Annotated in this window: 24 protein-coding genes and 1 pseudogene; 7 read left to right on the forward strand and 18 right to left on the reverse strand. The window is 60.5% G+C overall.

Annotated elements, in window-relative coordinates:
* The first annotated feature begins 106 nt into the window (after positions 1-106).
* The 5 genes from sctQ to GSQ89_RS01500 are packed head-to-tail and all read left to right on the forward strand — an operon-like array spanning position 107 to position 5376.
* A complete protein-coding gene (gene sctQ, locus GSQ89_RS01480; protein WP_158921301.1) occupies positions 107-1099 on the forward strand; it encodes a type III secretion system cytoplasmic ring protein SctQ in 993 nt (330 codons plus the stop codon).
* Entirely contained in the window at positions 1096-1749 is a 654-nt protein-coding gene (gene sctR / locus GSQ89_RS01485; RefSeq protein WP_158921303.1) for a type III secretion system export apparatus subunit SctR, read from the forward strand. Before sctQ ends, sctR begins: the two co-directional genes overlap by 4 nt.
* A gap of 1 nt (position 1750) precedes the next feature.
* Positions 1751-2044 (forward strand): type III secretion system export apparatus subunit SctS, encoded by a 294-nt coding sequence (gene sctS, locus GSQ89_RS01490; protein ID WP_158921305.1) that lies wholly within the window; start codon positions 1751-1753, stop codon positions 2042-2044.
* A 21-nt stretch (positions 2045-2065) separates the two neighbouring features.
* Positions 2066-3970: a hypothetical protein gene (locus GSQ89_RS01495; protein WP_158921307.1), complete on the forward strand. Its 1905-nt coding sequence runs from the start codon at positions 2066-2068 to the stop codon at positions 3968-3970.
* On the forward strand, positions 3967-5376 hold the full coding sequence (locus tag GSQ89_RS01500; protein WP_158921309.1) for a hypothetical protein: 1410 nt from the start codon (positions 3967-3969) through the stop codon (positions 5374-5376). Before GSQ89_RS01495 ends, GSQ89_RS01500 begins: the two co-directional genes overlap by 4 nt.
* A gap of 456 nt (positions 5377-5832) precedes the next feature.
* On the opposite strand, the gene GSQ89_RS01505 is transcribed toward GSQ89_RS01500, so the two are convergent.
* The 16 genes from GSQ89_RS01505 to GSQ89_RS01580 all read right to left on the reverse strand — a co-directional run bounded on the left by GSQ89_RS01505 (position 5833) and on the right by GSQ89_RS01580 (position 19886).
* The gene (locus tag GSQ89_RS01505; protein ID WP_158921316.1) at positions 5833-6699 is read right to left on the reverse strand and encodes a formylglycine-generating enzyme family protein; all 867 of its coding nucleotides are present in this window, start codon (positions 6697-6699) and stop codon (positions 5833-5835) included.
* 50 nt (positions 6700-6749) lie between these two features.
* Positions 6750-8117 carry an arylsulfatase gene (locus GSQ89_RS01510; RefSeq protein ID WP_216855959.1) on the reverse strand — a complete coding sequence of 456 codons (1368 nt, stop codon included), beginning with the start codon at positions 8115-8117 and terminating at the stop codon, positions 6750-6752.
* 66 nt (positions 8118-8183) lie between these two features.
* Complete coding sequence (locus GSQ89_RS01515) at positions 8184-9038, reverse strand: ABC transporter ATP-binding protein (protein ID WP_158921318.1); 855 nt, start codon at positions 9036-9038, stop codon at positions 8184-8186.
* Complete coding sequence (locus GSQ89_RS01520) at positions 9035-9937, reverse strand: ABC transporter permease (protein ID WP_158921320.1); 903 nt, start codon at positions 9935-9937, stop codon at positions 9035-9037. Before GSQ89_RS01520 ends, GSQ89_RS01515 begins: the two co-directional genes overlap by 4 nt.
* A 17-nt stretch (positions 9938-9954) precedes the next feature.
* Entirely contained in the window at positions 9955-11361 is a 1407-nt protein-coding gene (locus tag GSQ89_RS01525) for an ABC transporter substrate-binding protein (protein ID WP_216855960.1), read from the reverse strand.
* A gap of 64 nt (positions 11362-11425) precedes the next feature.
* Positions 11426-12928, reverse strand: coding sequence for a SulP family inorganic anion transporter (locus GSQ89_RS01530; protein ID WP_158921324.1), 1503 nt, complete (start codon positions 12926-12928; stop codon positions 11426-11428).
* Between the two features lie 308 nt (positions 12929-13236).
* Positions 13237-13968: a GntR family transcriptional regulator gene (locus GSQ89_RS01535; RefSeq protein ID WP_158921326.1), complete on the reverse strand. Its 732-nt coding sequence runs from the start codon at positions 13966-13968 to the stop codon at positions 13237-13239.
* Positions 13969-13995: 27 nt separating this feature from the next.
* The gene (locus tag GSQ89_RS38330) at positions 13996-14205 is read right to left on the reverse strand and encodes a hypothetical protein (RefSeq protein WP_216855961.1); all 210 of its coding nucleotides are present in this window, start codon (positions 14203-14205) and stop codon (positions 13996-13998) included.
* Between the two features lie 116 nt (positions 14206-14321).
* Entirely contained in the window at positions 14322-14771 is a 450-nt protein-coding gene (locus tag GSQ89_RS01545) for a MaoC family dehydratase (protein WP_158921328.1), read from the reverse strand.
* A 2-nt stretch (positions 14772-14773) separates the two neighbouring features.
* Positions 14774-16246 carry an AtzE family amidohydrolase gene (locus GSQ89_RS01550; RefSeq protein ID WP_158921330.1) on the reverse strand — a complete coding sequence of 491 codons (1473 nt, stop codon included), beginning with the start codon at positions 16244-16246 and terminating at the stop codon, positions 14774-14776.
* Positions 16243-16437: an AtzG-like protein gene (locus tag GSQ89_RS01555; RefSeq protein WP_158921332.1), complete on the reverse strand. Its 195-nt coding sequence runs from the start codon at positions 16435-16437 to the stop codon at positions 16243-16245. The genes GSQ89_RS01550 and GSQ89_RS01555 overlap by 4 nt, the downstream gene beginning before the upstream one ends.
* A gap of 218 nt (positions 16438-16655) precedes the next feature.
* The gene (locus GSQ89_RS01560) at positions 16656-17450 is read right to left on the reverse strand and encodes an SDR family NAD(P)-dependent oxidoreductase (RefSeq protein WP_158921334.1); all 795 of its coding nucleotides are present in this window, start codon (positions 17448-17450) and stop codon (positions 16656-16658) included.
* A gap of 10 nt (positions 17451-17460) precedes the next feature.
* Positions 17461-18012, reverse strand: coding sequence for a carboxymuconolactone decarboxylase family protein (locus GSQ89_RS01565; protein WP_158921336.1), 552 nt, complete (start codon positions 18010-18012; stop codon positions 17461-17463).
* 32 nt (positions 18013-18044) lie between these two features.
* Positions 18045-18758 (reverse strand): glutathione S-transferase N-terminal domain-containing protein, encoded by a 714-nt coding sequence (locus GSQ89_RS01570; RefSeq protein WP_158921338.1) that lies wholly within the window; start codon positions 18756-18758, stop codon positions 18045-18047.
* Positions 18759-18828: 70 nt separating this feature from the next.
* Positions 18829-19077: a nitrilase-related carbon-nitrogen hydrolase gene (locus GSQ89_RS39965; protein WP_158921340.1), complete on the reverse strand. Its 249-nt coding sequence runs from the start codon at positions 19075-19077 to the stop codon at positions 18829-18831.
* A 146-nt stretch (positions 19078-19223) separates the two neighbouring features.
* A complete protein-coding gene (locus tag GSQ89_RS01580; RefSeq protein WP_158921342.1) occupies positions 19224-19886 on the reverse strand; it encodes a glutathione S-transferase family protein in 663 nt (220 codons plus the stop codon).
* A gap of 388 nt (positions 19887-20274) precedes the next feature.
* Here GSQ89_RS01580 and GSQ89_RS01585 point away from each other — a divergent pair, with 388 nt between their 5' ends.
* A complete protein-coding gene (locus GSQ89_RS01585; RefSeq protein WP_158921344.1) occupies positions 20275-21159 on the forward strand; it encodes a LysR family transcriptional regulator in 885 nt (294 codons plus the stop codon).
* A gap of 95 nt (positions 21160-21254) precedes the next feature.
* On the opposite strand, the gene leuD is transcribed toward GSQ89_RS01585, so the two are convergent.
* Both leuD and leuC read right to left on the reverse strand, forming a co-directional pair.
* Positions 21255-21887, reverse strand: coding sequence for a 3-isopropylmalate dehydratase small subunit (gene leuD, locus GSQ89_RS01590; RefSeq protein WP_254073028.1), 633 nt, complete (start codon positions 21885-21887; stop codon positions 21255-21257).
* Between the two features lie 8 nt (positions 21888-21895).
* Positions 21896-23311, reverse strand: a complete 1416-nt coding sequence (gene leuC, locus GSQ89_RS01595) for a 3-isopropylmalate dehydratase large subunit (protein ID WP_158921348.1) — start codon at positions 23309-23311, stop codon at positions 21896-21898.
* Positions 23312-23439: 128 nt separating this feature from the next.
* Between leuC and GSQ89_RS01600 the strand changes: the two are divergent.
* Positions 23440-23732, forward strand: a pseudogene (locus GSQ89_RS01600) (3-isopropylmalate dehydratase); the annotation flags it as partial.

Genomic DNA, 23732 nt, shown 5'->3' on the forward strand with positions numbered 1-23732 from the left:
GCGGCTCGGACGCGATTGGACTTGGCGGCGCACGTGGCGAGCGATTCCAGGATGCGGAACTGGAGGAAATGGCCGGGCAGCAACGGCGCGGGTTGCCGGTATGAACATGATTGCACCCGCAGCGATGCGGTATCGTGCGCCATGCCTGACGGTGCGGTACGCGCCGCTGGCGCGGGCACTCAGCCGGCGGCGTGGCGTGCAGGATGCCGATGATTTCGCGCTGCGCGTGGTTGCGTCGCCAGCACAAATTGTGGCGCCGCAGTCGTTCGACTTGACGTTGGGCGATGCAAGGGCGCGGATCACGTTTCCCGGTCAGTTGGTGCATGACCTGTTGATGCAGCTGGATCAGGCGGCACCGGGGGCGGCACCGAATGTCGTGGTGCTGCTGCTGGAACTGGCGGTCGAACCGTTGCTGGTTCGCCTGGAGGCATTGGTGTCGTCGCTGACGGTCACGCTGCGGCCGGTTGTCACGCAAAACGAAGCTGCGGTGTTCACCGTTGGCTTGACTGTCCGGTACGGCGGTGTCGGCGGGACAGCGCGGCTCAATCTGGATGCTGATGCGGCTGACCTGCTTGTCGCCGCCCTGGCGCATCTGCCCGATTGCCCGGATGGGGTGCCGGATCTGCCGGTATGGGTGCATGTGCGGCAGGGCTGTGCCCTGGTGACCACGGCTGACCTGATAGCGGCGCGGGCGGGCGATGTCATCCCAATCGAGACGCTGCCGGACGGAGACCCTCTTCTGGTTCTTGGTGAACGTTTCGTTTGGCGGACGCGGCGCGAGGATGCGGGATTGCTGCTTCTGACACGCAGGCTGCGACCTAGGGCGATCGGTTTGGAAAGGTGGATGATGGACGAGGCGATCGAAGATGACGCGGCCGAACTGGATGATCTTCCCGTGCGGCTGGCATTCGAATTGGGCCGCCTGGAGCTGCCGTTGTCGGAAGTTACGGCGTTGGGCGAAGGCCATGTGTTCGAGCTGGCGCGCGATGTCACGCAGCCCGTGGACATCCTGGCCAACGGAAGACGGATCGGCCGCGGCCGGATCGTCCACATCGCCGGATCGTTGGGGGTACAGATCGTGCGGATCGGCCGGGAATGAGCGACACGCCGCTGCTGCCGGTTGTTCTTGCCACGACGGCGATCGGATTGATTCCGTTCATGGTGATTACCACCACGGCGTTTCTGAAAATCTCGATCGTTCTGTTTTTGGTACGGAATGCACTGGGCACCCAGCAGACTCCGCCGACACTGGTGATGTATGCGATCGCCATTGTGCTGACCGCGTATGTCTCGGCGCCGTTGGCCAGCCAGATTTACGCACGACTGACCGCGCCGGGTGTGGATTTCACCACGGGGACGGGATTGCAGGCTGCGGGCAGCGCGATTGTCGGGCCGTTGCGTACGTCGTTGGAGCGATACACCCCACCGCAGGAACGGCAGTTCCTGTTGTCGGCCGCGCAGCGCATCTGGCCGCCGGATTTCTACCGGCAGGCGACATCCGACGACCTGCTGATCGTCATTCCGGCTTACGTGGTATCGGAACTGACACGTGCGTTCCAGACCGGGTTCCTGCTGTACCTGCCATTCATCGCGGTGGACTTGATCGTATCCAACATTCTGATGGCGATGGGCATGGTGATAGTGTCGCCGTTGGTGATTTCGACACCGTTCAAGATTTTCCTGTTCGTGCTAGTCAGCGGCTGGACGCGGCTACTGCACGGTCTCGTGCTCAGCTACGGGACGAATTGACATGGGCAACATCGAGCTTCTGCATCAATTGAATGTTGTGTTGTTGCTGGTGCTGTATCTTTCCGCGCCCATTCTGGCCGTGGCGGCTTTGGTGGGGCTAATCGTCGGACTGTTGCAGACGGTGACTCAGATCCAGGACCAGTCTCTGCCGCAGACGATGAAGCTGGTCGCGATCTTGCTGACGATCGGCGTGGCCGGACCCTGGCTGGCGGGGTCGTTGGTGCATGCGACGCGCGACATTTTCAACGAATTCCCGGTGATTGCGCAATCCAGCGCCAATGCGGCCGGGGATTAGTTTCACGGAGGGGATTTCACTATGGTGATCGGACCGGATGGACAGACCGCTGAATTACCGCAGCGTCCGGTAACGCCGAAGAAACCCGCACCGAGTACCAACAGTAAGCCTGCGTCGAATTTCGATCAGGCCGTGCAGGCGGCGCGAAGCGCGCGCAGCACGGCGGACGGGCAGGCACCCTCCTCACATGGTTACGAGACCGCGACCATCGCGGCGCCAGGCGACACGCTGTATGGGATCGGGGTGGCGCATAATGACCTGCTGCCGGCGGAGGAAGCGGATAACGCGCAAATCCCCGATCCCAATCTGCTGCATCCGGGACAGGTAGTGTTCTCGCCGGGACACAGTCCGGTCAACGCCGCCACCACGGCGCAAATCGCGGCGGCGGAGCAGGCGGATGAAGCCGTCGCCGCCGCGTCGGCCAGCCAACGGGCGTCGTTGCAGAAAGCGTCTCAGCGGCAGTGGCAGGCAGTGCAAAGCGGTATAGCGGCGAACCTGCAAAGCCACGCCAAGGGCCAACTAATGCCCGACAAGGTGGTGCAGCCGGCCGTCAAAGCGCTGGATCAATGGGCCACCGGCAACGACAAGCTGAAGCAGGCGACACAGGCTGCGTATCAGCAAGTGTATGGCGATTGGCAGAAGCAAGGGATCACTAGCCAGCAACTCGCGCCGGTCTTGCAGGCTCGCCAGCAGGCGGTGCAGGACGGGTCGGCGCTGTCGCACCTGCACGCTCCGACAAATCGTGCGATCGTGCAGGGTGAGCAGACGCAGACGGCGCAGGACTGGACCAAGGTCCAGCAGGCCACGCAACAATGGCTGCAAAACACCGGTGGCGGCCAGGCATTTCCCGAGGATGCGGCGGCACTGAAGGTCAAGCAGCTCGATGCGCTGTTCCCCAATGACAGCAAATTCGCGGCGGCGAACCATGCGGCGCTGCAATCGGCGACGCAGACCTGGAATTCCCTCGGCATCACGCACAGCCAGCTCGATCCCGTTGTCAACGCGTATCATGACTGGCAGACGGCGGTTCAGCAACGATCCCAGGCGGAGCAGAACCCGCATCTGCACAATGAGGATCCCGGCGCGCCGGGATTGCTCAACCAGGCGGTGAATGCGGCGCAGAGCAAGCTGCAAAGCGCCATTGAGAAGCAGTTGACGGATGCCGCCAACCAGAGCGGATCGCCGCAAGGCAGGTCACAGGCAATGTTGGACCGTGAGGCGGTCCTGCAAATGGTCGGTCCACGGACTGCGGGATTCCGCAACACGGTGGACGACGCAGATACCGATCTGCAGGTAACCAAACCGGCACAACAGGTCGCGGCGGCGTATCAGAAGGGCGGCGCGACGGCGGGTGCGCAGGCCTTGCTGACCGCCGCGCAGAACGCCGGTCCGGGCTACGCGAGCCGGATCATCGCCGCGAGCCAACCGACGATCGAGAACATCGCTGGCGACCTCAATTCCTTGTCCCATGCCGCCAGCGGCATGTATGGGCGCGGCAGCGGCTACGTCCAGCAACAGGCCAAGAACCAGTTCCAAAGTATCTACAATGCGTTGTCGGGGAGCGTCGCCCAGACCGATCACGGGACGAGCGCCGGTGTGCTGAGCAGCCAGACCACACAGGCGGCGAATCAGATCGCAAATGCACTGGCATCCCACCTGCAACCGCAGGCGATGTTCGGCAATCCCTCGCAGGTCTACGGCAATGCCGCGGAGGACGCGATCGGCAGCGGCCAGGGTGCCAGCCTGTCACTGGCGCTGGCTGCGTCACTGCGTCAACACGGCCAGGCGTCGGCGGCCGATGAGGTGAACGAAGGTTCGGCGTTGGGTTTCGATCAGTTGAAGACACGGACCGATAACGACGTCAGCAAGTTCGCGAAGGTTCGGCCAACCTGGAGCAATTGCGCGCGTCGTGGGGGCCGTTCATGACGACGTCGCAGCTCAATGCCGCCACCGCCGGGTATGCCAAGAGCAATCCTCAGTTTGTTACACAGTTCGCGTCCGCACTGAAAACAGTGCAGCAGGATGGCAGTGAAATCGTCCAGGCTCGGCAGGCCTTCGCCGGATATGCGCCGGAACTGAAGAATCTACCGAGCAGCCAGGATCTTTCGGGTGCGGCGGCACAATTGACGGGTAATGATCGTAGCACCTTGTTTGCCGTGCAGGAGAGCGGGCTCGCCACCATGGGCGTTGCGAAGGCGATGCAGCCGAATGCACCGGCCGGGGATACCGGCGTATCGACGGCTTTGGGTGCGCCGGGCGTCGTGCGGTCTGTGCGGACATTCGTCAATCAGTATTTGAAGTCGAACAAAACCATGCCGAATTTCAGTCCGAACCTGCAGACGAATCTCGCGTTGTCGGCGGTTGGGCTAGGGCTGACGACGCCAACCGCGTTGTCGGAATTGCAGAACTTCAACCAGCTTGATGCCGGCGGCAAGGCGGTGGCGTTCTACAACGGGCTTGGTTTCGGTAAATACGCTCTGGAAACGGTGTCGCAGGCCGCGAAGACGTCGATGGTGCGCTATCTAGGGGCGGCGGCGCAAAGCAAGGTGGTCACCGGGCTGGCTGCCGCCAAGGACAGCACCGCTTTCACCGCGTTCAGCAGCTTCTACTATCTGGAAGGCGCGTTCGCGAACGGCGTCAGTGCGCAGGAAGCGGCCTCGGCGGGGGATCCGATTTCTGCCGGCCTCGATTCCACCTCGGCGCTCGGTAACGTATTGCTGGCGGCGAACGCAGGGCGTGGCTTCATCACTTCGGCGCTGGGCCAATTGGGTGTCGATGCCGGTGCGGATACGGCCATCAACGGTGCGTTGGACTGGGCTGGGCCTGTCGGCGCGGGTCTGTCGGTGCTGGCGCAGTTCGGGCTATTGTTCAACTCGGCGTTGCAGCAAAAGCAGGCGCAGAACGCCTTGCAGAGCCAGGGACAGCAATTCCTGCAGGATAGGTTGGGATTGAAGCCGTCCGTGGCGAATCAGCTTGCCGACGTGTCCGACAACCAGCACCAAGGCCCCGCGGCTGTGTTGCTGGCGTATGCGCACCAGTACAACATCAAGCCGTCGGCGCTGCTCAGTTATCTGAACCAAAAAAATCCCGCGGATGTTGGAAACTTCGTTTACGTCGCGGAACTGATGACTCCCAACAAGAACGAGCAGTACCAGGCCATATTGCCGTCCGACACACGCAATCTGCCCTACGACCCGGGCGTGCCATTCGCGAACACCGTGCCGATTTATGGCGACTCGACTGGCGATTTGCCCAACACACCCGAAAGCTTGCGGCAAATGCACTACTGGGCGGAAACCATCTTCGGACCGAACGGGCGGCCGACAAGTTGAAGGTTCATGGAACTGGCTGGTATTGTCACGCTAACTTTGTGCAGGCGGTAGTGGGGCGGAACGCCGGGCTGTCCAATGCTGTGTTGGCGCAATCATCGTTGATTGCAGAGGCACGCGGCCACGGCTGGACATCCCTTTGATTTCCCTCGGCATTCGCGAAATCGAGGATGCCCATAAGCTCGCCGTGCCTTGGTGCCGGGGGTCAGCACGATTTCGCCCATGAGCGAGCGAAGCGCCCGGGATGCTTCCCGGCTGCAGTCCGGTTGCCATGCCGACAAATCCTTGTTCACTTGTGGCGAGGACGGTGCGCCAGATTACACCGCGCTTGTTCAAGCGGCGTGAGGCGCGGATGATGCGGTTTTCGGAGCTGATATTGGCCGCCGCTGATGACGACGCCGTAGCGTCTGATAGCCCTTCTCGCCCCGGGCTTTGGTTTTCTTGATCGTGAGCAGGCTGTCAGGTGGCGCGCAGAATGCAACGAAACCCAATATGACCCGTGGACGTATCGATCGGTTCGGCCTGACGCGCGGCGGGTCGGTATCGCAGACAATAATTGGGTGCACAGAGATGCGATCCCCCCTTGACAATGCGCCGTGTCGTCCGCGGATCAACCTCACCCGCGGAACAACAAGCGTGCTTGACTGCGGCATGCGAGGTAACGGGACTGTCCGTCCATTCCCAGACATTGCCGATCATGTCGAAGAGACCATAACCGTTGGCTGGAAAGGCGGCTACCGGCGATGTGCGCTCAAACCCGTCTTCCGCCAGATTTTCCCAAGGGAAACGACCTTGCCAGGTATTGGCCATGATACGCCCGTCCGGCATCGGTTCGTCGCCCCAGGCGTAGGGCGCGCCATCCAGGCCGCCACGTGCGGCGAACTCCCACTCCGCTTCGGTCGGGAGTGTCTTACCAGCCCAGGCAGCATAAGCCCGGGCGTCATCGTATCCGACATGCACCACGGGATGGTCCATGCGGTCTGAAATATCGGCGTCCGGCCCTTCCGGATGCCGCCAGTTGGCCGACGGCACATAGGCCCACCACATCCGGTAATCGCCCAGCGGAACCGGCCCCGGCGGCTTGAGGAAGACGGACGAGCCAGGCACCAGAAGCGAGGGGTCGGCTTCGGGATAAAGCGCCGGATCGGGTTGCCGCTCCGCCAGCGTCACGTAGCCGGTGGCGTCGACGAAACGGGCAAAGGCGCGATTGGTGACAAGGTAACGGTCGATCCAGAAGCCACCGAGGCTCTCGCGATGAACCGGGCGCTCCTCGCGATAGAACCGGTCGGAACCCATCAGAAAGTCGCCACCGGCGATCCAGCTCATGTCCCGGGTTGGAAGGGGGCAGTGCCCCCCTCCTTGATCGGTGCGCGGTATCACCGTCCCGCCTGCCTGGGAACGAAATCCAGCGGCGAGCCAGGCGGGATCAGTTCTTCCTGCTTCGTGCTGTCCTCGAACGCGCGCACGATGCGGTGGGCGTGCTGCATTACCCACCAGCGGACATATCGCTGGTTCACGGCCTCCCGCTCCTTCGGGTCTTCCTGAAGGTGGGTGATGCGGGCAAAACCAAGCGGCAATTCCGGATCGTGGAAGTGCTGCTGGCGCTTGAAGTTAATCTTGAAGTCCTTCCACTTCACGGCGTGCAATTCGTCCTTCAACCAGACAATGCAGGATTCGCGGTTGGAAGCCTGCTGCTCGCCCAGGAAGAAGGCACTCTGGTCGACACCGTCGATCAGGCGATCGTTCGGTGTGCTGCATCCGGCGAAGTTCAGCAGCGTGGTGAACATGTCGGTGACATGCACCATCTCATTGCTTTCGACGCCAGCGTGGATTTTTCCGGGCCAACGGATCAGTAGCGGCGTGCGGATGCCCCCCTCCGCGGAGCTGAAATAAGACCCGTCGAAGAATCCGCCGGTGCCGCGGCCGGCCAGATGATCCTCGGCGCCGTTGTCGCCGCACATCACGACGATGGTATTGTCGCGGATGCCCAGCTCATCCAGCTTGTCGAGCAGAACGCCGAAGTCATGGTCGAGCATCAGCAGGCAGTCGCCCCAATCGCCGTTCGTGCTCTTGCCCTTGAACTCGTCACGCGGAAGCATCGGGAAATGCATCAGCGAGTGATTGAAGTAGCAGTAGAACGGCTTGCCGGCCCGGGTGGACTTCTCCATGAACGCCAACGCCCGGTGCTGGTATTCCAGGTCACAGGTCTTCTTGGTTTCCATGGTCAACTGCTGGTCTGGCAGCGGCCAGGCACCCTTGCCTTTCACGCCTTCATGCATGTGCGAATAGCCGTCGCGTTCCGGTACGTAGTGGGGATCCTCCAGCCACATGCATTCGTCGTAGGTACGGAGCGGGCCGTACCACTCGTCGAAGCCATGATCGGTCGGGAACCGGCCGGCCTCGGCGCCGATATGCCACTTGCCATAGATCGCCGAGGCGTACCCGGCCTCCGACAGGATCTCGGCGATGGTGCGTTCCCATGTGACGATGCCGCCGCCGTTGCCGCCGAGGGCTATCGTATGGTTCCCGGAACGGATCGGGAAGCGCCCGGTCATCAGCGCCGATCGGGTGGGGGTGCATTGGGGCTCGACGACATAGTGCGTCAGCTTGGTGCCTTCCCTGGCGAACTGATCCATCCGCCTGGTGTCGGCGCCACGCAGGATGCCTCCGCCGTAGCAGCCAAGCTCACCCATGCCCAGGTTATCGACGTGGAAGAACAGAATATTGGGTTTAGAGGTCGTCACCGGCTTTACTCCGTTATGACTTGTGTTGGATATGTCGCGAACCGGGAATGACTATCCCGGCCTTCGCTACAGAAGCTGGCCTACGCCCTGCGGGCCTACGTCCATGCCGAAGCCGGTCAGACCACCCGACTTCAGTTCGGAGCCCATTGCCGCAATAGACTCCTCTCGGATCAATCCTTTCAATTTGTGTACGAGCTCCATGAAACCGGGGGTTTCAGTCATGGCGGCCATCCGGGGCCGGGGAAGAGGCACGCGAACCTCCGCCTTGATCCGCCCCGGTCTTGCCGTCATCACGTAGATGCGGTCCGACAGGAAGACCGCCTCTTCGATATCGTGCGTAACAAACAGCACCGAGATCCGGAACTGCTGCCACATATTCGTCAGTATTTCCTGCATCACTGTCCGGGTTTGCGTATCCAGCGCCCCGAACGGCTCATCCATCAGCAGGACCTGCGGGCTGGTGGCCAGCGCTCGGACGATGCCGATGCGCTGCTTCATGCCGCCCGACAACTGGTCGGGATAGTGGTTCTCGAACGCCAGCAACCCCGCCAAGCCCAGCAACGTGCGGGCTGAGGATTCGCGTTTGCCGCGGGCAACGCCGCTCATTCTCAGGCCGAATTCGACGTTCTTTCGCACCGTCAGCCAGGGAAACAGCGAATATTGCTGGAACACTACGCCGCGTTCCGAACCAGGGCCGGTGATCGGCACGCCATCCAGCAGCGCCTGCCCGCTGGAAGCCTTCGCGAAACCCGCGACGATATTCAGCAGCGTGGACTTACCGCAGCCGGATGGCCCGATCAACGAAACGAATTCATTGGGCTGGACGGTGAGTGAAACGCTCTTGACAGCCTGCACAATGGAGCCGCGGGTGGCGAATTGGATGCTGACGCCCTGCACGTCGATGAATCCTTTGTCGCTCATTTCCTGCTCCCGGGTGCGAAGGCGAGCCACGGCATGGTCAGGCGGCCGATGAGGCGGATGGCGCCGCTGCACAGCAGCCCCAGCATCCCGATGGTGATCATGCCCAGCACGATCGCCGGGTAATTGACCAGCGAGTATGCTTCCCAGGTATAATATCCGACACCGAACTGACCCGAGATCATTTCGGCTGCGATCAATGATACCCAGGCGACACCCATGCCGATCGCCAGGCCGGTAAAGATTTGGGACAACGCGCCGGGCAGAATGACGTGCCAGAACAACCGCGGCTCACTCGCACCCAGGCATTGTGCTGCCCGCAGCAACACACCGTCCATGGCCTCGACCCCGTGGATTGTGTTCAGCAGGATCGGGAAAAAGGCGCCGATGAAGGTGATGAAGATGATGCTGGATTCGTTGCTGGGCCATAGCATGATCGACATCGGCACCCAGGCGATCGCTGGGATGGGGCGAAGGACCTCGACCGCGGGCATCACCAGTTCCCTGATCCGGCGGTAACGGCCGGTCAGCAGCCCCAACGGCACGCCGAGGATGATGGCGATCGCGAAGCCCAGCAGAATGCGTTCCAGGCTCATGCCGATATTGATCAGGAACTTGGTCGACCCGATGACTTCGCCGGCTTGGACGAAGACCTCATGGGGTGTCGGGATGTTCTGGAAGCGGATGAAGAGGTTGATGCGATATCTCGTGCCGAGATACCAGATGACGAAGAGGCAACCGATCGACAGGCACGCCGAAACCACGGTGATTACCCGGTCCGAACTGAACCAGAACGGAAGACGTAACGTTTTTTGGGCGGGGGCAGCAATCTCATCCAGCTTTTCCCGCTCGAAGTAGCGTATGATAGGTCCGTCGGTTGCCGGCATGGCCTCTGCGCTCATGATGCTGCCCTTCCCAGTCAGGGTGTGAAGCTCGCGACGTCCTTGATGGCCTCGGCGTAGGTGGCGAGCCTGCCCCCGTTCGCCTTCGCGTACGCCTCCGCATCTCGTTTCAACAGGAAGGGCGTGATATCGGGCTTTGCGCGGTCCTTGTCGTTCACGGCGAAAAAGGCCTGGTCGGCGAAAACCTTGATGCCGAGCTGGTGGTCCACGAGGTAGACGGCGTTCAATGTCTTGCCCGCGGCCTGGTATTGCCGGACGCCCAGCAGGGCGCATACGGGAGAGCTGAAGCTGATGATGTCGCCATCGCGGACCCAGACCTGGCCGGCCTGAGCGGGATTGGCGACAGGTGCTTTGCAGACCGGGTCCTGACCCTTCACGTCGTAGCCGGTCGTGGACTTGAGTTGTTTGTCATAGTCCAACTCTTCATCCTTGAAGGCCTGACGGACATACGTGTCATTGACCCATGCCTGGACGTCGAGCGGCTTGATCATGTTCAGATGTTGAAGCACTTGGTAATCAGCCGTCAGGGCTGTGACCCAGGCCGGCTTGATCGTCGGATCCAGCGTCATGATCCCATCCGGGCCCAGGTAGATGTAAGCGACTTCCTTGTTGATCTTCGTCCAGTCTTCAATTTTCTCCGCAGCGACCTGCGGATTGGAACGGAACCAGTTGTTCGCCTCCATCACCGCCTTGATATAGGCAACGACGACTTCCGGGTATTTGTCAGCGAAGTCCTTGCGTACGACCACACCATGCAGCGTCGGGACGCCTGTCTCCGCCCCATCGTAAATTTTTCTGGCAAAACCCCGAAACGGTAGAAGCTCCGGGAACGGCACGAAGTCGGCATGCGCGTCGATGCGCTTCTGTTGCAGGTTGGTGGTGCCGATTTCCGGCGATTGCGACACCAGATTCCAGAAATCCCCGGTCAGCCCGCGCATCTGCAGCGCGCGCAACAGCATCCCGTGGGCGGCCGACCCGAAGGGTACCGAGATGGTCTTGCCCTTCAGGTCGTCGAAGTCGTAAAGCGGTGTGTCCTTGTTCACGATGATGCCGTTGCCGCCGCCATGCGCATTATAGGCCAGGATGGCCACAAGCTCCGTCGCGTTTCCGGTTGCCTGTCCGGTGGCCCCGTCGACCAACAGTGGAAAGTCGCCCATCATGCCGATCTGGATGTTATTCGCCATCATCCCGTTGGTGATCGGCGGACCGGAGGTAAAGTTCTGCCAAGACAGCGAATACGTGACGTCTTTGTACTTGCCGGTCCTGGGCAGAAGTTTCGTAAACAAACCCAGTTGCTGGAGGACGATGCCGCCCGTGACGGTGTTGGTCGTCGTATTCTGGATCCCGATCCCGATATCGAGTGTTTTCGCGCCGGCGGATCCAGGGCCGCCGGTCAGCGCAAGCGCTGCGGACAACGCCGCCATGGCCAGTCGTTTACGCCGGAAAGCACTCATTCAGCCTCTCCCTGCAAAAGTCCTGCGATGTTGCCTAGAGTATTCCGCTGAGCCGTTGCCGGAACGCAGCACTGCGCTCGTCCAGGCCGACAAAGGTCACGACTGATCCAAGGTCGCGGTATTTGGTTTCAATCGCATCGAGCGCGGCGACGCTGGACACATCCCAGATCGGAGAATGCGTCAGGTCGATCGTGACATCGGCCGGATCGGCCGCATGGGTGAAATGTTCGTGCAGATCGTGGCTGCTGCCGAAGAACAGAGGACCATGCACGACGTAACGCACCGCGTCGCCATCACCCAGCAGCGTCCGATGGGCGATCGTGCCCTGCGAAGCTCGGCGGGCGAAGACGATGATGGCCAGCACGACGCCACAGAGAACACCCAGAGCGAGGTTGCCGGTCGCCACGGTGACGCCAACCGTCAACAGCATGATTGCGGTTTCCGACACCGGCAGCCGCTTCAGCGTCTCGGGCTTGATGCTGCCCCAGTTCACGGTGCGGATCGCGACGATCATCATCACGGCGGCCAATGCGACCATGGGAATTCGCGCCATCAGCCCGCCGAGGCCGGTCAACATGGCGAGCAGGGCCAGCGCGGCCACGGCTGTCGACAGGCGGGTGCGACCGCCGCCGATCTCCACGTTGACGATGCTCTGCCCGATCATGGCGCAGCCACCGATACCGCCCCAGCAACTGGCCAGGATGTTGGCGACGCCAAGCGCCCAACATTCTTGGCCCTTGTTGGAAGGCGTCCGCGTCAGGTCATCCACCAGCCTTGCCGTCAGCAGCGTTTCCAGCAGACCGACGAAAGCGACACTCAGCGCGGTGGGCCAGATGATCCGCAGCGTGTCGAGGTCGAGCGGCACGAGAAGCGGCGTCAGCCCCGGCAGTCCAGCCGCAGCCGGCGCGTCACCGCTGACATTCGGCACGTGAAGATGACCGAACGCAACGATCGCAGTGACGGCGACGATCGCGACCAGCGCGGCAGGGACGGCGGTCGTAAGGCGCGGCAGCAGCAGGGTGATCACGGCCGTGACGGCGAACAGGGCATAGACCACCGGATCGGTGCCGATAACGTGCGGCACCTGGGCGCAGAAGATCAGGATGCCCAGCGCGTTGACGAAGCCCAGCATGACGGATCTCGGGATGAAGCGCGTCATGCGTGCGAGTCCAGCAGCCCCGAACGCCACCTGGACAACACCGGCGAGAAGGACCGTCGGTAACACATAGGGTACACCGTGAGCCCGCACCATTGGGCCGATCACCAGCGCCACGGAACCCGCCGCGGCCGTTACCATGGCCGGACGTCCGCCGAGGACGGAGGTGACGAAGGCAAGGACGACAGAGGCGACGAGCGCGACTTTCGCATCGACACCGGACACGAATGAAAATGAGATGACTTCGGGAAGCAGTGCCAGCATCGTCACGACACCGGCAAGGCATTCCCGGACCAGGAGGCTGGGCGGCCAGGCCAGAGCCCATGACCGTGCGGCACTCGCAAGGCGCGGCAGCGCGACGGTGTCATCGGCGACTGTCATGCTGAACGGCCCCGTTGAGGGGGTGAGGAAGCCAGAGATCGGCGGTGCCGTTGATCGTCAGGGTCGATGGCTTGCATCATGGGATAACCCTAGCAGCGAGACATCATGACGTCACTATGAACAAATAACGAACAACGTAAGGAAGTGGATTATATTTGACCATGTTCGATCCGATTTCGTAAGATATATCGTCCGTGATAAAATATTGATTATATTTTATGCGTTATATGTGTATTATGACATCATTTTGGTCTATTTTTGTCCAATTAACCGGTACGACGGCGCACGATAGAATCTGGCTCTAGGCCTTACCGCCGGGCCAACCGAGTCACGAAGCTGATCTGATCACCCCGATAATACAGGCGTTCGTAATCCACCGCCGCCCTGTCAGCGCAATAAGACGTCCGTTCGATCAGGAAGATCGGGCTGCCAAGGGGAACGAGCAGCGCGACGGCCACGTCGGAATTGGCCGCCACCGCTTCAAGCCGATAATCGGCCTCGATCAACGGCAAATCATATTTTTGTTCAAGGAGGGTGAAGATAGGCTCGACCTCCAGGTCGTTGGCCATCACCTTTATCCCCACGTCGTGCGGAAGGTAGGTCTCGTCCAGGGAGATCGGCGTGCCGTCGGCCAGGCGGACGCGCCGAATGCGGACGACCGGCGTGCCTTTTTCCAGTTGCAGATGCCGCGCGACCGCCTCGGCAGCGGGTACCACACCCTGGTCGATCAACCGAGCGGTCGCTTGCTTGCCAAGCGCCTGCATGTCCTCGACAAAACCCGTCAAGCCACTCAGTTCCTGTGTCAGCTTGGGGCGGGAGACGAAGGTGCCGCGGCCGCGGCGGATCTCGATAAGCCCGCGCCGGGCGAGATTTTGCACCGCGGCACGAACCGTGGTGCGGCTGACCGAGAAGCGGGCGATCAGGCTGTCTTCGGGCGGAAGCTGGGTCCCCGGCCGGAGTCGCCCGCTTTCAATGTCGGCGGCAAGGATGCCCTCTAGCTGGGCATACAGCGGGACGCTGCTGGTTGTGTCGATTCGCATGACCGGCATAGTACGTGGCCGACATCATCATGTCATGACCAGACTACGTACAGTGGTTCTGTCGGCGCCTGGGCCTCCCACCGCGGAAACCGGTGCATTGGCCGCCGGGGTTTCGACCTTGCGCCCGGCATCGAAGTCCGCGGTGTCCATGTCAAGAGCCACCGGGTCGAAGAAGGCCGTGTCCTGCACTGTCTTGGACAGTTTCCGGCGGATGAAAAACGCAAGATCGGCGTTCATCATGATCTCGGGTGTTGGCTATGCTCACGTCAGCCCGATCGACCAGGAGCCGGCGCAGCTTCGTTTGCAAATGCTCACGTTTAACGTTGTTTAGCTGACAACCGACGCCATGCCTTCTATTGTGAGCGTCGACGAGTCAGTAGCATACTTCGCATCGTCAGCACGTCCTCACCGCGCTGATTCCGTATCTTGAACGACAGGACCAGTAGTCCCCGGTCGGGCTTCGACCGCGACGGCCGCACCTCGACGACTTCGGCGTCAGAATGAAGTGTGTCACCTGGACGGACCGGGCGCAGCCAGCGCAGTTCATCGAGACCGGGTGAACCCATTCCACACGCCCGGAAGACGCCAAGTTGCAAGAAGGCTCGGAAACCCAAGGCCAACGTCTGGATTCCGCTGGCGATGAGTCCACCGAAATGTGTTCCAGCTGCGGCCTCAACATCTAAATGAAACGGTTGCGGATCGTAGGCCAGGGCGAAATCGATGATCATACTTTCGGTGACGGTTATCCCCGGGCTGACAAACCGGTCGGAAATCTTAAAGTCATCAAGGAACATTTGGTCCATGATCATATTTCGCGTAACCCCGACTGCTGTCCGACCCGCGGCGGAGGGCATGCAACTTCGTCTTGTTCGCTGCCCTCGTATCGGTCGTCCCCCCGCGAAACGATCTTCGCGTGTACGGCACCGGATCGCTCGAGAGCCCGACCGACTCGGAAGCAGAGGTCTTCACGAAACGGCGGTGCAATAATCTGAACGCCCAGCGGCATTTTGCCCTCGCGTAAGACGGGTACTGTCAGGACCGGTAGGCCGGCTACCGAAATTGGTTGCGTGAACATCCCCATGTACGCCCGAGGACTTAAGTCGCGGCCGCCGAGATTCATGAACTCTGCCCAGATCGGTGTCGCAGCGCATGGCGACGCTGGAGCGAGGATGACATCAACGTCCTCAAAGATCCTCGCAACTTCATTGCAAAACCACCGTCGGAAGCGCTGGGCCTGCAGGTACCACGCCGCCGGACTGATTGCACCCGCTAGCAACCGATCTCTAGATGGAGGCTCAAAATCCATTGGTCGCGTACGCAAGCTGGCTAAGTGCACGGCAGCGCCCTCAACGGCGGTCATGACCACGTGTGCCGCGCGGGCACGTCCAGCTTCCGGGATCGTTACCGAACGAGCGGAGCCGAGGGCCTGAGCGACATGCGCCACCGCTGAGCGTGCATCGCCGTCCAAGTATTCGTCAAAATAATCGGCCGTCGCTACACGCACATTACCGACTTCGCACCGCCCAGGAGGCGGCGCATGCACGATCACAGGATGCGCCTGGTGGAGATCCTTACCAACTCCCACCATCGCCTGATAGGCAGCGGCCAGATCGTCTACGGTACGTGCAAACGGCCCAACGGTGTCAAAACTCGCAGCGAGTGGGAAACAGCCGTTGCGATTGAGCCTGCCGAACGTTGGCTTAAGCCCGAACACACCGCATAGGGCGGCAGGTAAACGGATCGAACCACCGGTGTCAGAGCCTAATGCAAGCGGCACCAAACCGGCGGCAACGGCAGCAGCCGAACCGCCTGATGAGCCACCCGCGATCTTGCTGATGTCATGCGGATTGCGTACGGCACCATAGTGCGCATTTTCTGACGTGAACCCGTACGCGTATTCCTCCATGTTTAAAGTGCCCAACAAGATCGCGCCAGCTTCGCGCATTCTTTCTACCGCAGCCGCGTCTCGCGCTGCTGGAGGCAACTCAGCATTGATACTGGACCCAGCCAGGGTTCGCACGCCGTGCACGTCGAATGAATTTTTCACCGCATAGGGAACGCCACAAAGCGGACCGAGTACGCCATTCCCGGCAACGGCGGCATCAACAGCCTTGGCATCCGCCATGCCTATGTCATCAGTAACATGGGTGAAGCAATTGAATCTGGAATTCTGGCGCCGGATATGCTGCAGAAATATCTGAGCGACTTCAGTCGCGGAAATCCGCTTCTTGCGAACCGCATCTGAAATCGCCAGGGCATCGGCATCCAGCAGACTCATGGGACGATAACCTGGGCGCTGTCAGCATCAGCAGAGAGTGGAAAATCCATAATTTCCGCCGCGGCGTTCGCAAGACGGTCGAAGGCCAACATGACGCCCGTGCGTATATCGAGCGGGATAGTGAGGTCTACGGCACGGGCCATCCGGTCAATTACATCCTCAGAACTTAGGTCTGTCTGCTGCGCGTTCATCACGTCACCCGCCAATTGTTCGCCTAAAGCTGCAATCGCAATCGGGCGAATACAATGCGGAAAACTGCTATCGCTGTTGGCATTTTTGCGGACATGGAGACGCTCTATGAATTGACCCCCACCCTTGGCACTGCTTTGCCGATGACCAAAGGGGGCGTTCAGTCGTCTTTTACTTCAAGCATTCCTCGCAGTCGTGCCCGTTATAGCTACTGGGATAATCAGCTGGTCGTGGAGGTCAGGCCGCCGTCAACTATCAGTTCCGTGCCCGTGATGTACTTCGCCTCGTCTGAAGCCAGGAACAACGCAGCATGCGCGACGTCCCACGCATCGCCCGTACGCCCCAGCGGCACTTGTTGATTTCGATTGGTTACGAACTGATCGAACTGGCGATCTGCGTACTTCTCGGCGAGGCGGCGAACAAGCGGCGTGAATATCAAGCCGGGGACTACGCAATTCAACCGGATGCTACGTTTCGCGTAGATGACAGCTGTCGTCTTCGTAAATTGCATCATCGCAGCCTTGCCCGCGCTGTAAGCCACCTGCGGCTTGCCTATGTAGCGAAGGCCGGCGACAGATGAAATATTGACAATTGCACCGCCGCCCTGGTGTTCCATAACCGGCAGCACCTCCTTGCAGGTTAAGAACACGCTCTCGAGGTTCAATGCCATCTGCGCATCCCATGTGTCCTCCTCGAGTTCGGCCGGTCCGCCTGGTTCGGAACGGCCGACATTATTGACAAGGACATCGACGCGACCGAACCGATCGACACAATCCTTGATAAGGCTCTTGACGGCAGCTCCATCGGTAACATCGCACGAAACTGCCACAGATGTGTTGCGCTCTTGTTCAATAAGTGAGTGCGTCTCTTCGGCGGCCTGAACGTTGATATCCACGCCCATTACCTTGGTACCCTGTCGCGCGAACAGGACGGCAATGGCTTTGCCGTTCCCCCATCCGGCTCCTATAGACCCGCTCCCGGTCACCAGGACTACCTTGCCTCCAAGACTCAACATTCTTGTGTTCCTAATTGTATGCAGCGAGATCGGAAGGTCCGACCGCGTCATGGGTCTGGATCTGCAGCGCCTCAAGAAATCGAGACACCATGTTATAGGCGGCCACCGTCGCGGCCAGTTCGACAATGGAGCGCTCGTCGAAGTGCGCCCGAACGTCCGCAAACACAGGTTCGGGGACACGGACCTTCCGGGTCATTGCATCCGTGAAAGCAAGAACCGCGCGCTGCTTCAAATCGAACACGTCAGAACTGCTCCACGTGGGCAATTCATCAAGCTGGGCCTCGCTCAGCCCTTCAGCCCGAGCAATGGGCGAATGCTGATCAGCTTCATAAGGAGCTCCGTTTAGGAGCGCGACCCGCATTATGACCAGTTCACGCAGGGCTCCTGGCAAACTGCACTCGTGACGGATGGCCGTCAGATAGCGTAACCACCCGGCCGCCACCGGTGGGCTATGCAACAACATGCGGTATAGATGCAGAACATCACCGCGTTGCGCTGCGATCTCGCTCGCAAGTGCTCTCGTTTCGTGGCGATTGATGTTGGCATAGGGGATGCGCGCCATCGTCTAGAGATCCTTGCCGGCTGTCATGGTACTCAGTACGAACCGCTCAGAACGACCTCATTTTCGGAAGTCACTCGATCAATACCACCAAAAAGAGTGAACATTCGCGATCGCCAGAGTGCGATGGCAGAGTCCGGCCTGAGCACATCTTTCGAATTGCACACGTGAGCCTGCAGAAAAACCGAGAACACGATGTAATCCGCGTAAGTGGGAGACGGACCGCCGACGAAGTCCTGTTCGCCGAGAAGTCGTTCAAATGGTAGACAGGCTGCTTCGAACGCCTTCTGATAACAGCTTCTTTTTCTGCGGACTTGCTCTATTGTCATACCGAACTCCGCCTCACGAGACCGAACGAAATAGTCTCGATCTTCCGGACAGAGACATTGAATGAATTCCGCAAAGATCATCATGCGAAGAGGAAGATGAAACGTCGTATCCGCCCAATGACTCAAGAATCGTGTAGTGGCGCGGCTGGCTGATCCGCCGAATAGTGCAGGTCGATCGGGAAAGCGATCCTCGAGGTAGATCGCGATATTCCAAGAATCGCATACAACCACGCCGTCATGGACGAGAACCGGGACAAGCCTCTGTCCGCTCAGCCTCTCAATCATGTCGACTTCGGAAAACCGGGTCGGCCGATATGCAACACGGACTTGCTTGTGCGCCAGTGCATATCGGATGCGCCACGAAAACGGGCTGGGTCGACGCCCTTCATGGCCAACTCGTTCACATACCGTAAGATCCATCGTCGTTGCCTCCAGATCATCTTTGTGATTTTGGTCGGGAGCACTCCCGCACGAAAGGCTCAGTGCTTAGTTAGATACCTGGCTCATGGCGGACTGGGGCCATCGCTGTGCGGTTCACCAAGAGCTTGAAGACATCCGGCTGGCTGTAGTGCCCAACCGGATCAAAGTCATACTGAGCCTTCGGAATCTCCCCAAGGTCGATCTCGGCAGTTGAAATCCCTTCCTTGTCCCAGAGAGGACCGGCAAACAGCTTCCCGAAGGGACTGACGATGTAGGCCCCGCCGCAACAGACTATTATGGCCTCCGGATCATCGGGCAAAGATACCTGGCCCCGGACTTTCTCCTACGTTTTTGCGGTACCAAAGTTAACCGGAGCTGCCTGCACGCACGCCGCTATGAACGGCGCGAGCACGGACCCTGCTGAGAGCTTGTCGTCATGGAAAGGCGGCTGGGAGTGCATCTTACTTACCTCCCGACTATGGAGGAGTAGATACGAACAGTGTTCGTTGCGTCGGGTCGCTGCGGTATAGCGCCCCCCCGTGCACACGCCGGCCGCTCCGACATCGTCTTCATCCATCTTGAGAGATGATCCAGTCCGGCAATGTCGATGCCAGGCCAATCATAGCGCCGGATCCAGGGCCAGGTTGCGATATCAGCGATTGAAAAGTCGCCGCAGAGATATTCGCGATCCGCGAGCTTGTTGTTGAGAATCTCGTATAGACGACGTGCCTCGTTCACAAAGCGGCTTATGACCGACGGGATTTTTTCCGGAAAATAATGTACGAATGCGTGTGCTTGACCTTGAATAGGCCCTACGCCGGCCATCTGAAACATCAGCCACTGTATGACGTCCGAACGTCTCCGAGCATCTGTAGGCAGCAAACGCCCGGTTTTCTCGGCGAGATAGATAAGGATCGCCCCAGATTCGAAAACCGCAAACCTATCGGCGCCAGTGTTGTCTACGATGGCTGGGATCCGACCGTTAGGATTTATCCGAAGATACCAATCTTCTTTCTGCTGGCGCTTTTCCAAATCGAGGACATGTAGCCGATATTGCAAGCTCAGTTCCTCAAGAGCGATCGCGACTTTGTACCCGTTGGGTGTCGGACTTGTATAAAAATCAATCATATCTGGCACTCCGTTCATTTCGAACTCGACATACCTAAAGGTAGGTTGCGCGATGCTTGAGTGGAAGTCTGTAAAAATGCCGTCCTCGAAAGCAAAAATGCGATGAACGACTCTGATGCGACATGATCCGCCTGCAAATGCAGCCAGATCCTTCTGGCTCCGCTTGGGCGCTCAGCTTCCGTCATCGACCATATATCGCCAGATTCAGGCTACCGGATGTCGGCAATCGCTAACACGTTCCTTGCCACGAGCCCGTACAGCCGTCGCGAACGTTTGCGGGCACAAACTCGTAACCGAGCCTGACGAGTCCATTTTTCTCATTGATTATAGCCCTATGCTGTGCAAAAATGCCCGATCTAATCGTTGTTTTCTAACTTGAGCTGCAAAAATGCGGGTCTCGGAGTGGAGTGATCTGAAAGTTGTGCTGGCGGTGGCGCGGGCTAAAACACTGCGCGCATCAGCTCAGTCGCTACATGTGGATCAATCGACTGTAAGCCGCCGTCTGGCGGCTCTCGAAGAGGCCCTCGGCGTCAGGTTGTTTGAGCGGCTTGAAGGAGCAATTACGCCTACTCAAGCCGGTGAAATCGTCATCGAAGCGGCGGAACAAATAGAAACTCAAATTCTCTCGATTCAAGAACGTGTAGGCAATCAGGATGCTGCAACCGCCGGCACTGTTCGCGTGACGACTGTCACGACCATCGCCAATCATGTTCTTGTTCCGGCCATGCCGATGCTAAGAAGCCAACACCCAGCGCTCTGCCTGGAGCTCATTTTTGACAATTCGAACCTGAGCATCACGCGTCGGGAAGCGGACCTCGCCGTGCGCTTCCCGAGACCCTCCAAAGACGACGAGATGCTCTGCAAGCGAATTGGCGAAATCGAATACTCAGCTTTCCACGTGGCTGGGACGAATGTCGAAGAGCTTCCTTGGCTGACGTACGAGGATTCGCACACAGATGTTCCTCAAGCACGATGGATAGCGTCCAATAACCGTGCAACCAATCCGATACCTTTACTCGTCAACGATGGTGAGGCCATTTTATATGCCGTTCGCAACGGCTTGGGAAAATCGTTGCTCCCCACCTTTATGCAAAGCCGTTTTAAAGAACTCCAAATTGTACCAAACTACCGAACCGTCCTGACCAGAGAAGTCTGGCTGATTGTTCACCCTCGGATCCGCCAGTTGGCGCGGGTTCAAGCTGTGATGTCCTGGATCACTTCCGCGCTTTCGTTGGTCTCCCGAACAAAGCGCTCAGTTGCAGAGAAACCGTAGACGTGGGGCACGCCCGCGCCGACCAGGTGGTTGCGATAGTCAATCGACAATTCGCTTGCGGAAAGCCGCATTCCAGAGACCACTGGGTACAACCGTCAAAGCCGCTCGGCGAGCCATGGGAAGCGCGCCCAATGGCCGGCCTGGAAGGCACGGATCTCCTCCACGACCGCGAGCGTGAGCCCGATGTCGTCCAGCCCGTTGATCAGCTGATGCTTGCGTTCGGTATCCATCTCGAAGCCGTAGCGTGGGCCGTTGCCGATCGCGACTGTCTGCGATGGCAGGTCGACGGTGATTGCGGTCGCGCTATCGGCTTGCACCGCGTCGAACAGCACGTCCATCACCGCTTCCGGCAGCCGCACGGGCAGCAGGCCGCTTTTCAAGCTGTTCTGATAAAAGATATCGCCGAAGCTCGGCGCGATCACGACGCGCAGCCCATATTGCTGGATCGCCCAGACAGCGTGCTCGCGGGAGGAGCCGCAGCCGAAATTCTCACGCGCGAGCAGGATCGTCGCCGCGTGGTGCCGCGGCAGGTTCAGCACGAAATCCAGGTTGAGCGGACGCCCGTCCGCCGGTGTGCCAGGCACCGCGCGATCGAGGAAGCGCCAGCCATCGAACAGATGCGCCTCGAAGCCGGAGCGGCTGATCGAGGTGAGGAAGCGCGCCGGGATGATCGCATCGGTATCGACATGGGCGCGATCGAGCGGCACGGCGGTGCCGGCATGCTCCACAAAAGGGGTCATCGCGCGTCCTCCAATGTCCAGTCGCGCACATCGACGAAGCGCCCGGCGATGGCTGCGGCCGCCGCCATCGCCGGGCTGACCAGATGCGTCCGCCCGCCACTGCCCTGGCGCCCCTCGAAATTACGGTTGGAGGTGGAAGCACAGCGCTCCCCGGGCGAGAGGCGATCGTCGTTCATCGCCATGCACATCGAACAGCCGGAATCGCGCCACTCGAAGCCGGCGGCCAGGAAATCCCGGTCCAACCCTTCCCGCTCAGCCTGCAGCTTCACCTGTGTCGAGCCCGGCACCACCATCGCAAGCCGCACGCTCGCGGCCTTGCGGCGCCCTCGCACCACGGCGGCGGCGGCGCGCAGATCCTCGATGCGCGAATTGGTGCAGGAGCCGATGAAGACCTTGTCGAGCGCGATCTCGGTAACCGGCGTATGCGGCGTGAGCCCCATATAGCGCAGCGCGCGCCACTGGCTCTCTCGCCGCCCGGCATCGGTCTCCGCATCCGGATCAGGCACGCGGCCATCGACGGCCACGACCATCCCGGGTGACGTACCCCAACTCACCTGCGGCACGATGGCGGCGGCATCAAGGCTGATGACACGGTCGAACTCAGCACCCGGGTCGGAAACTAGGCCGCGCCAATAGGCCTCGGCCTGGGTCCAGGCGGCGCCGGAGGGCGCGTAGGGGCGGCTACGGACATAGTCGATGGTGGTATCGTCGACGGCGATCAGCCCGGCGCGGGCGCCAGCCTCGATCGACATGTTGCAGATCGTCATGCGCCCTTCCATCGACAGGCCACGGATCGCCGACCCGGCGTATTCGATCGCGTGGCCGGTCGCGCCGCCAGTGCCGATGCGGCCGATCAGCGAGAGGATCACATCCTTCGCCGTCACCCCGGCACCCAGCGTGCCGTCGATCCGCACCAGCATGGTCTTCATCGGTCGCGTGCGCAGGGTCTGCGTCGCGAGCACATGCTCGACCTCGGAGGTGCCGATCCCGAAGGCGAGGCAAGCAAAGGCACCATGGGTGGAGGTATGCGAGTCGCCGCAAACCAGCGTGATGCCGGGGAGCGTGGCGCCGAGTTCGGGGCCCACGACATGCTCGATCCCCTGGCGGGCATCGTCAGGGCCAAGGAAGGTGATGTCGTATTGCGCCGCATTGCCGGCGAGCGCCGCCACCTGGGCGCGCGAGAGCGGATCGGCGATGCCGGCGGCACGATTGGCCGTAGGCACGTTATGATCGGCGATGGCCAGACACGCACCGGAATTCCATGGCGCGCGGCCGGCGTCGCGCAACCCGTCGAACGCCTGCGGGCTCGATACCTCGTTGAGCAGATGGCGGTCGATGTAGAGCAGGCAGGAGCCATCCGGCGCGCCAGCGAAGGCGTGGGTGTCCCATATCTTTTGATACAATGTCTTCATGGTGTGAGGTTACGCGCGCCCTCCGCGGCGGCGGCTTCGCAATCCGCGATGCCCCCCTTCGCCTGTGCCGTGGTCGTCCTGCTGGATGTGCCGGGATAGGGTCGCGCTTCCTTGCGCATGAGGCGAACATGACCGACACGATCCGGTTCGACGGGCGAATCCTATTCCTCACCAGCGACCCAGACCTGATGCGGGCGCAACTGGCGGGGCGCGATATCGGGCTGCGCAACGCCCAGCCCCTGCGCGACGACGTGTCGACCGACGAGATCACGCCGGTGACCACCATGTTGAGCTACGACGAGCGGCTGGGACGCTTCCCCTATGTAGGGTTTCAGGCCAGCGGCGAGCGCCCGGTCGGGCCCGGCGCGATCCAGGCGGGCGGCTTCAGCGTCACGGCCGCGGGCAAACGCTACGGCAAGGG

Origin of the sequence: Acidisphaera sp. S103, from assembly GCF_009765975.1 — a bacterium.
Taxonomy (GTDB): Bacteria; Pseudomonadota; Alphaproteobacteria; order Acetobacterales; family Acetobacteraceae; genus Rhodopila.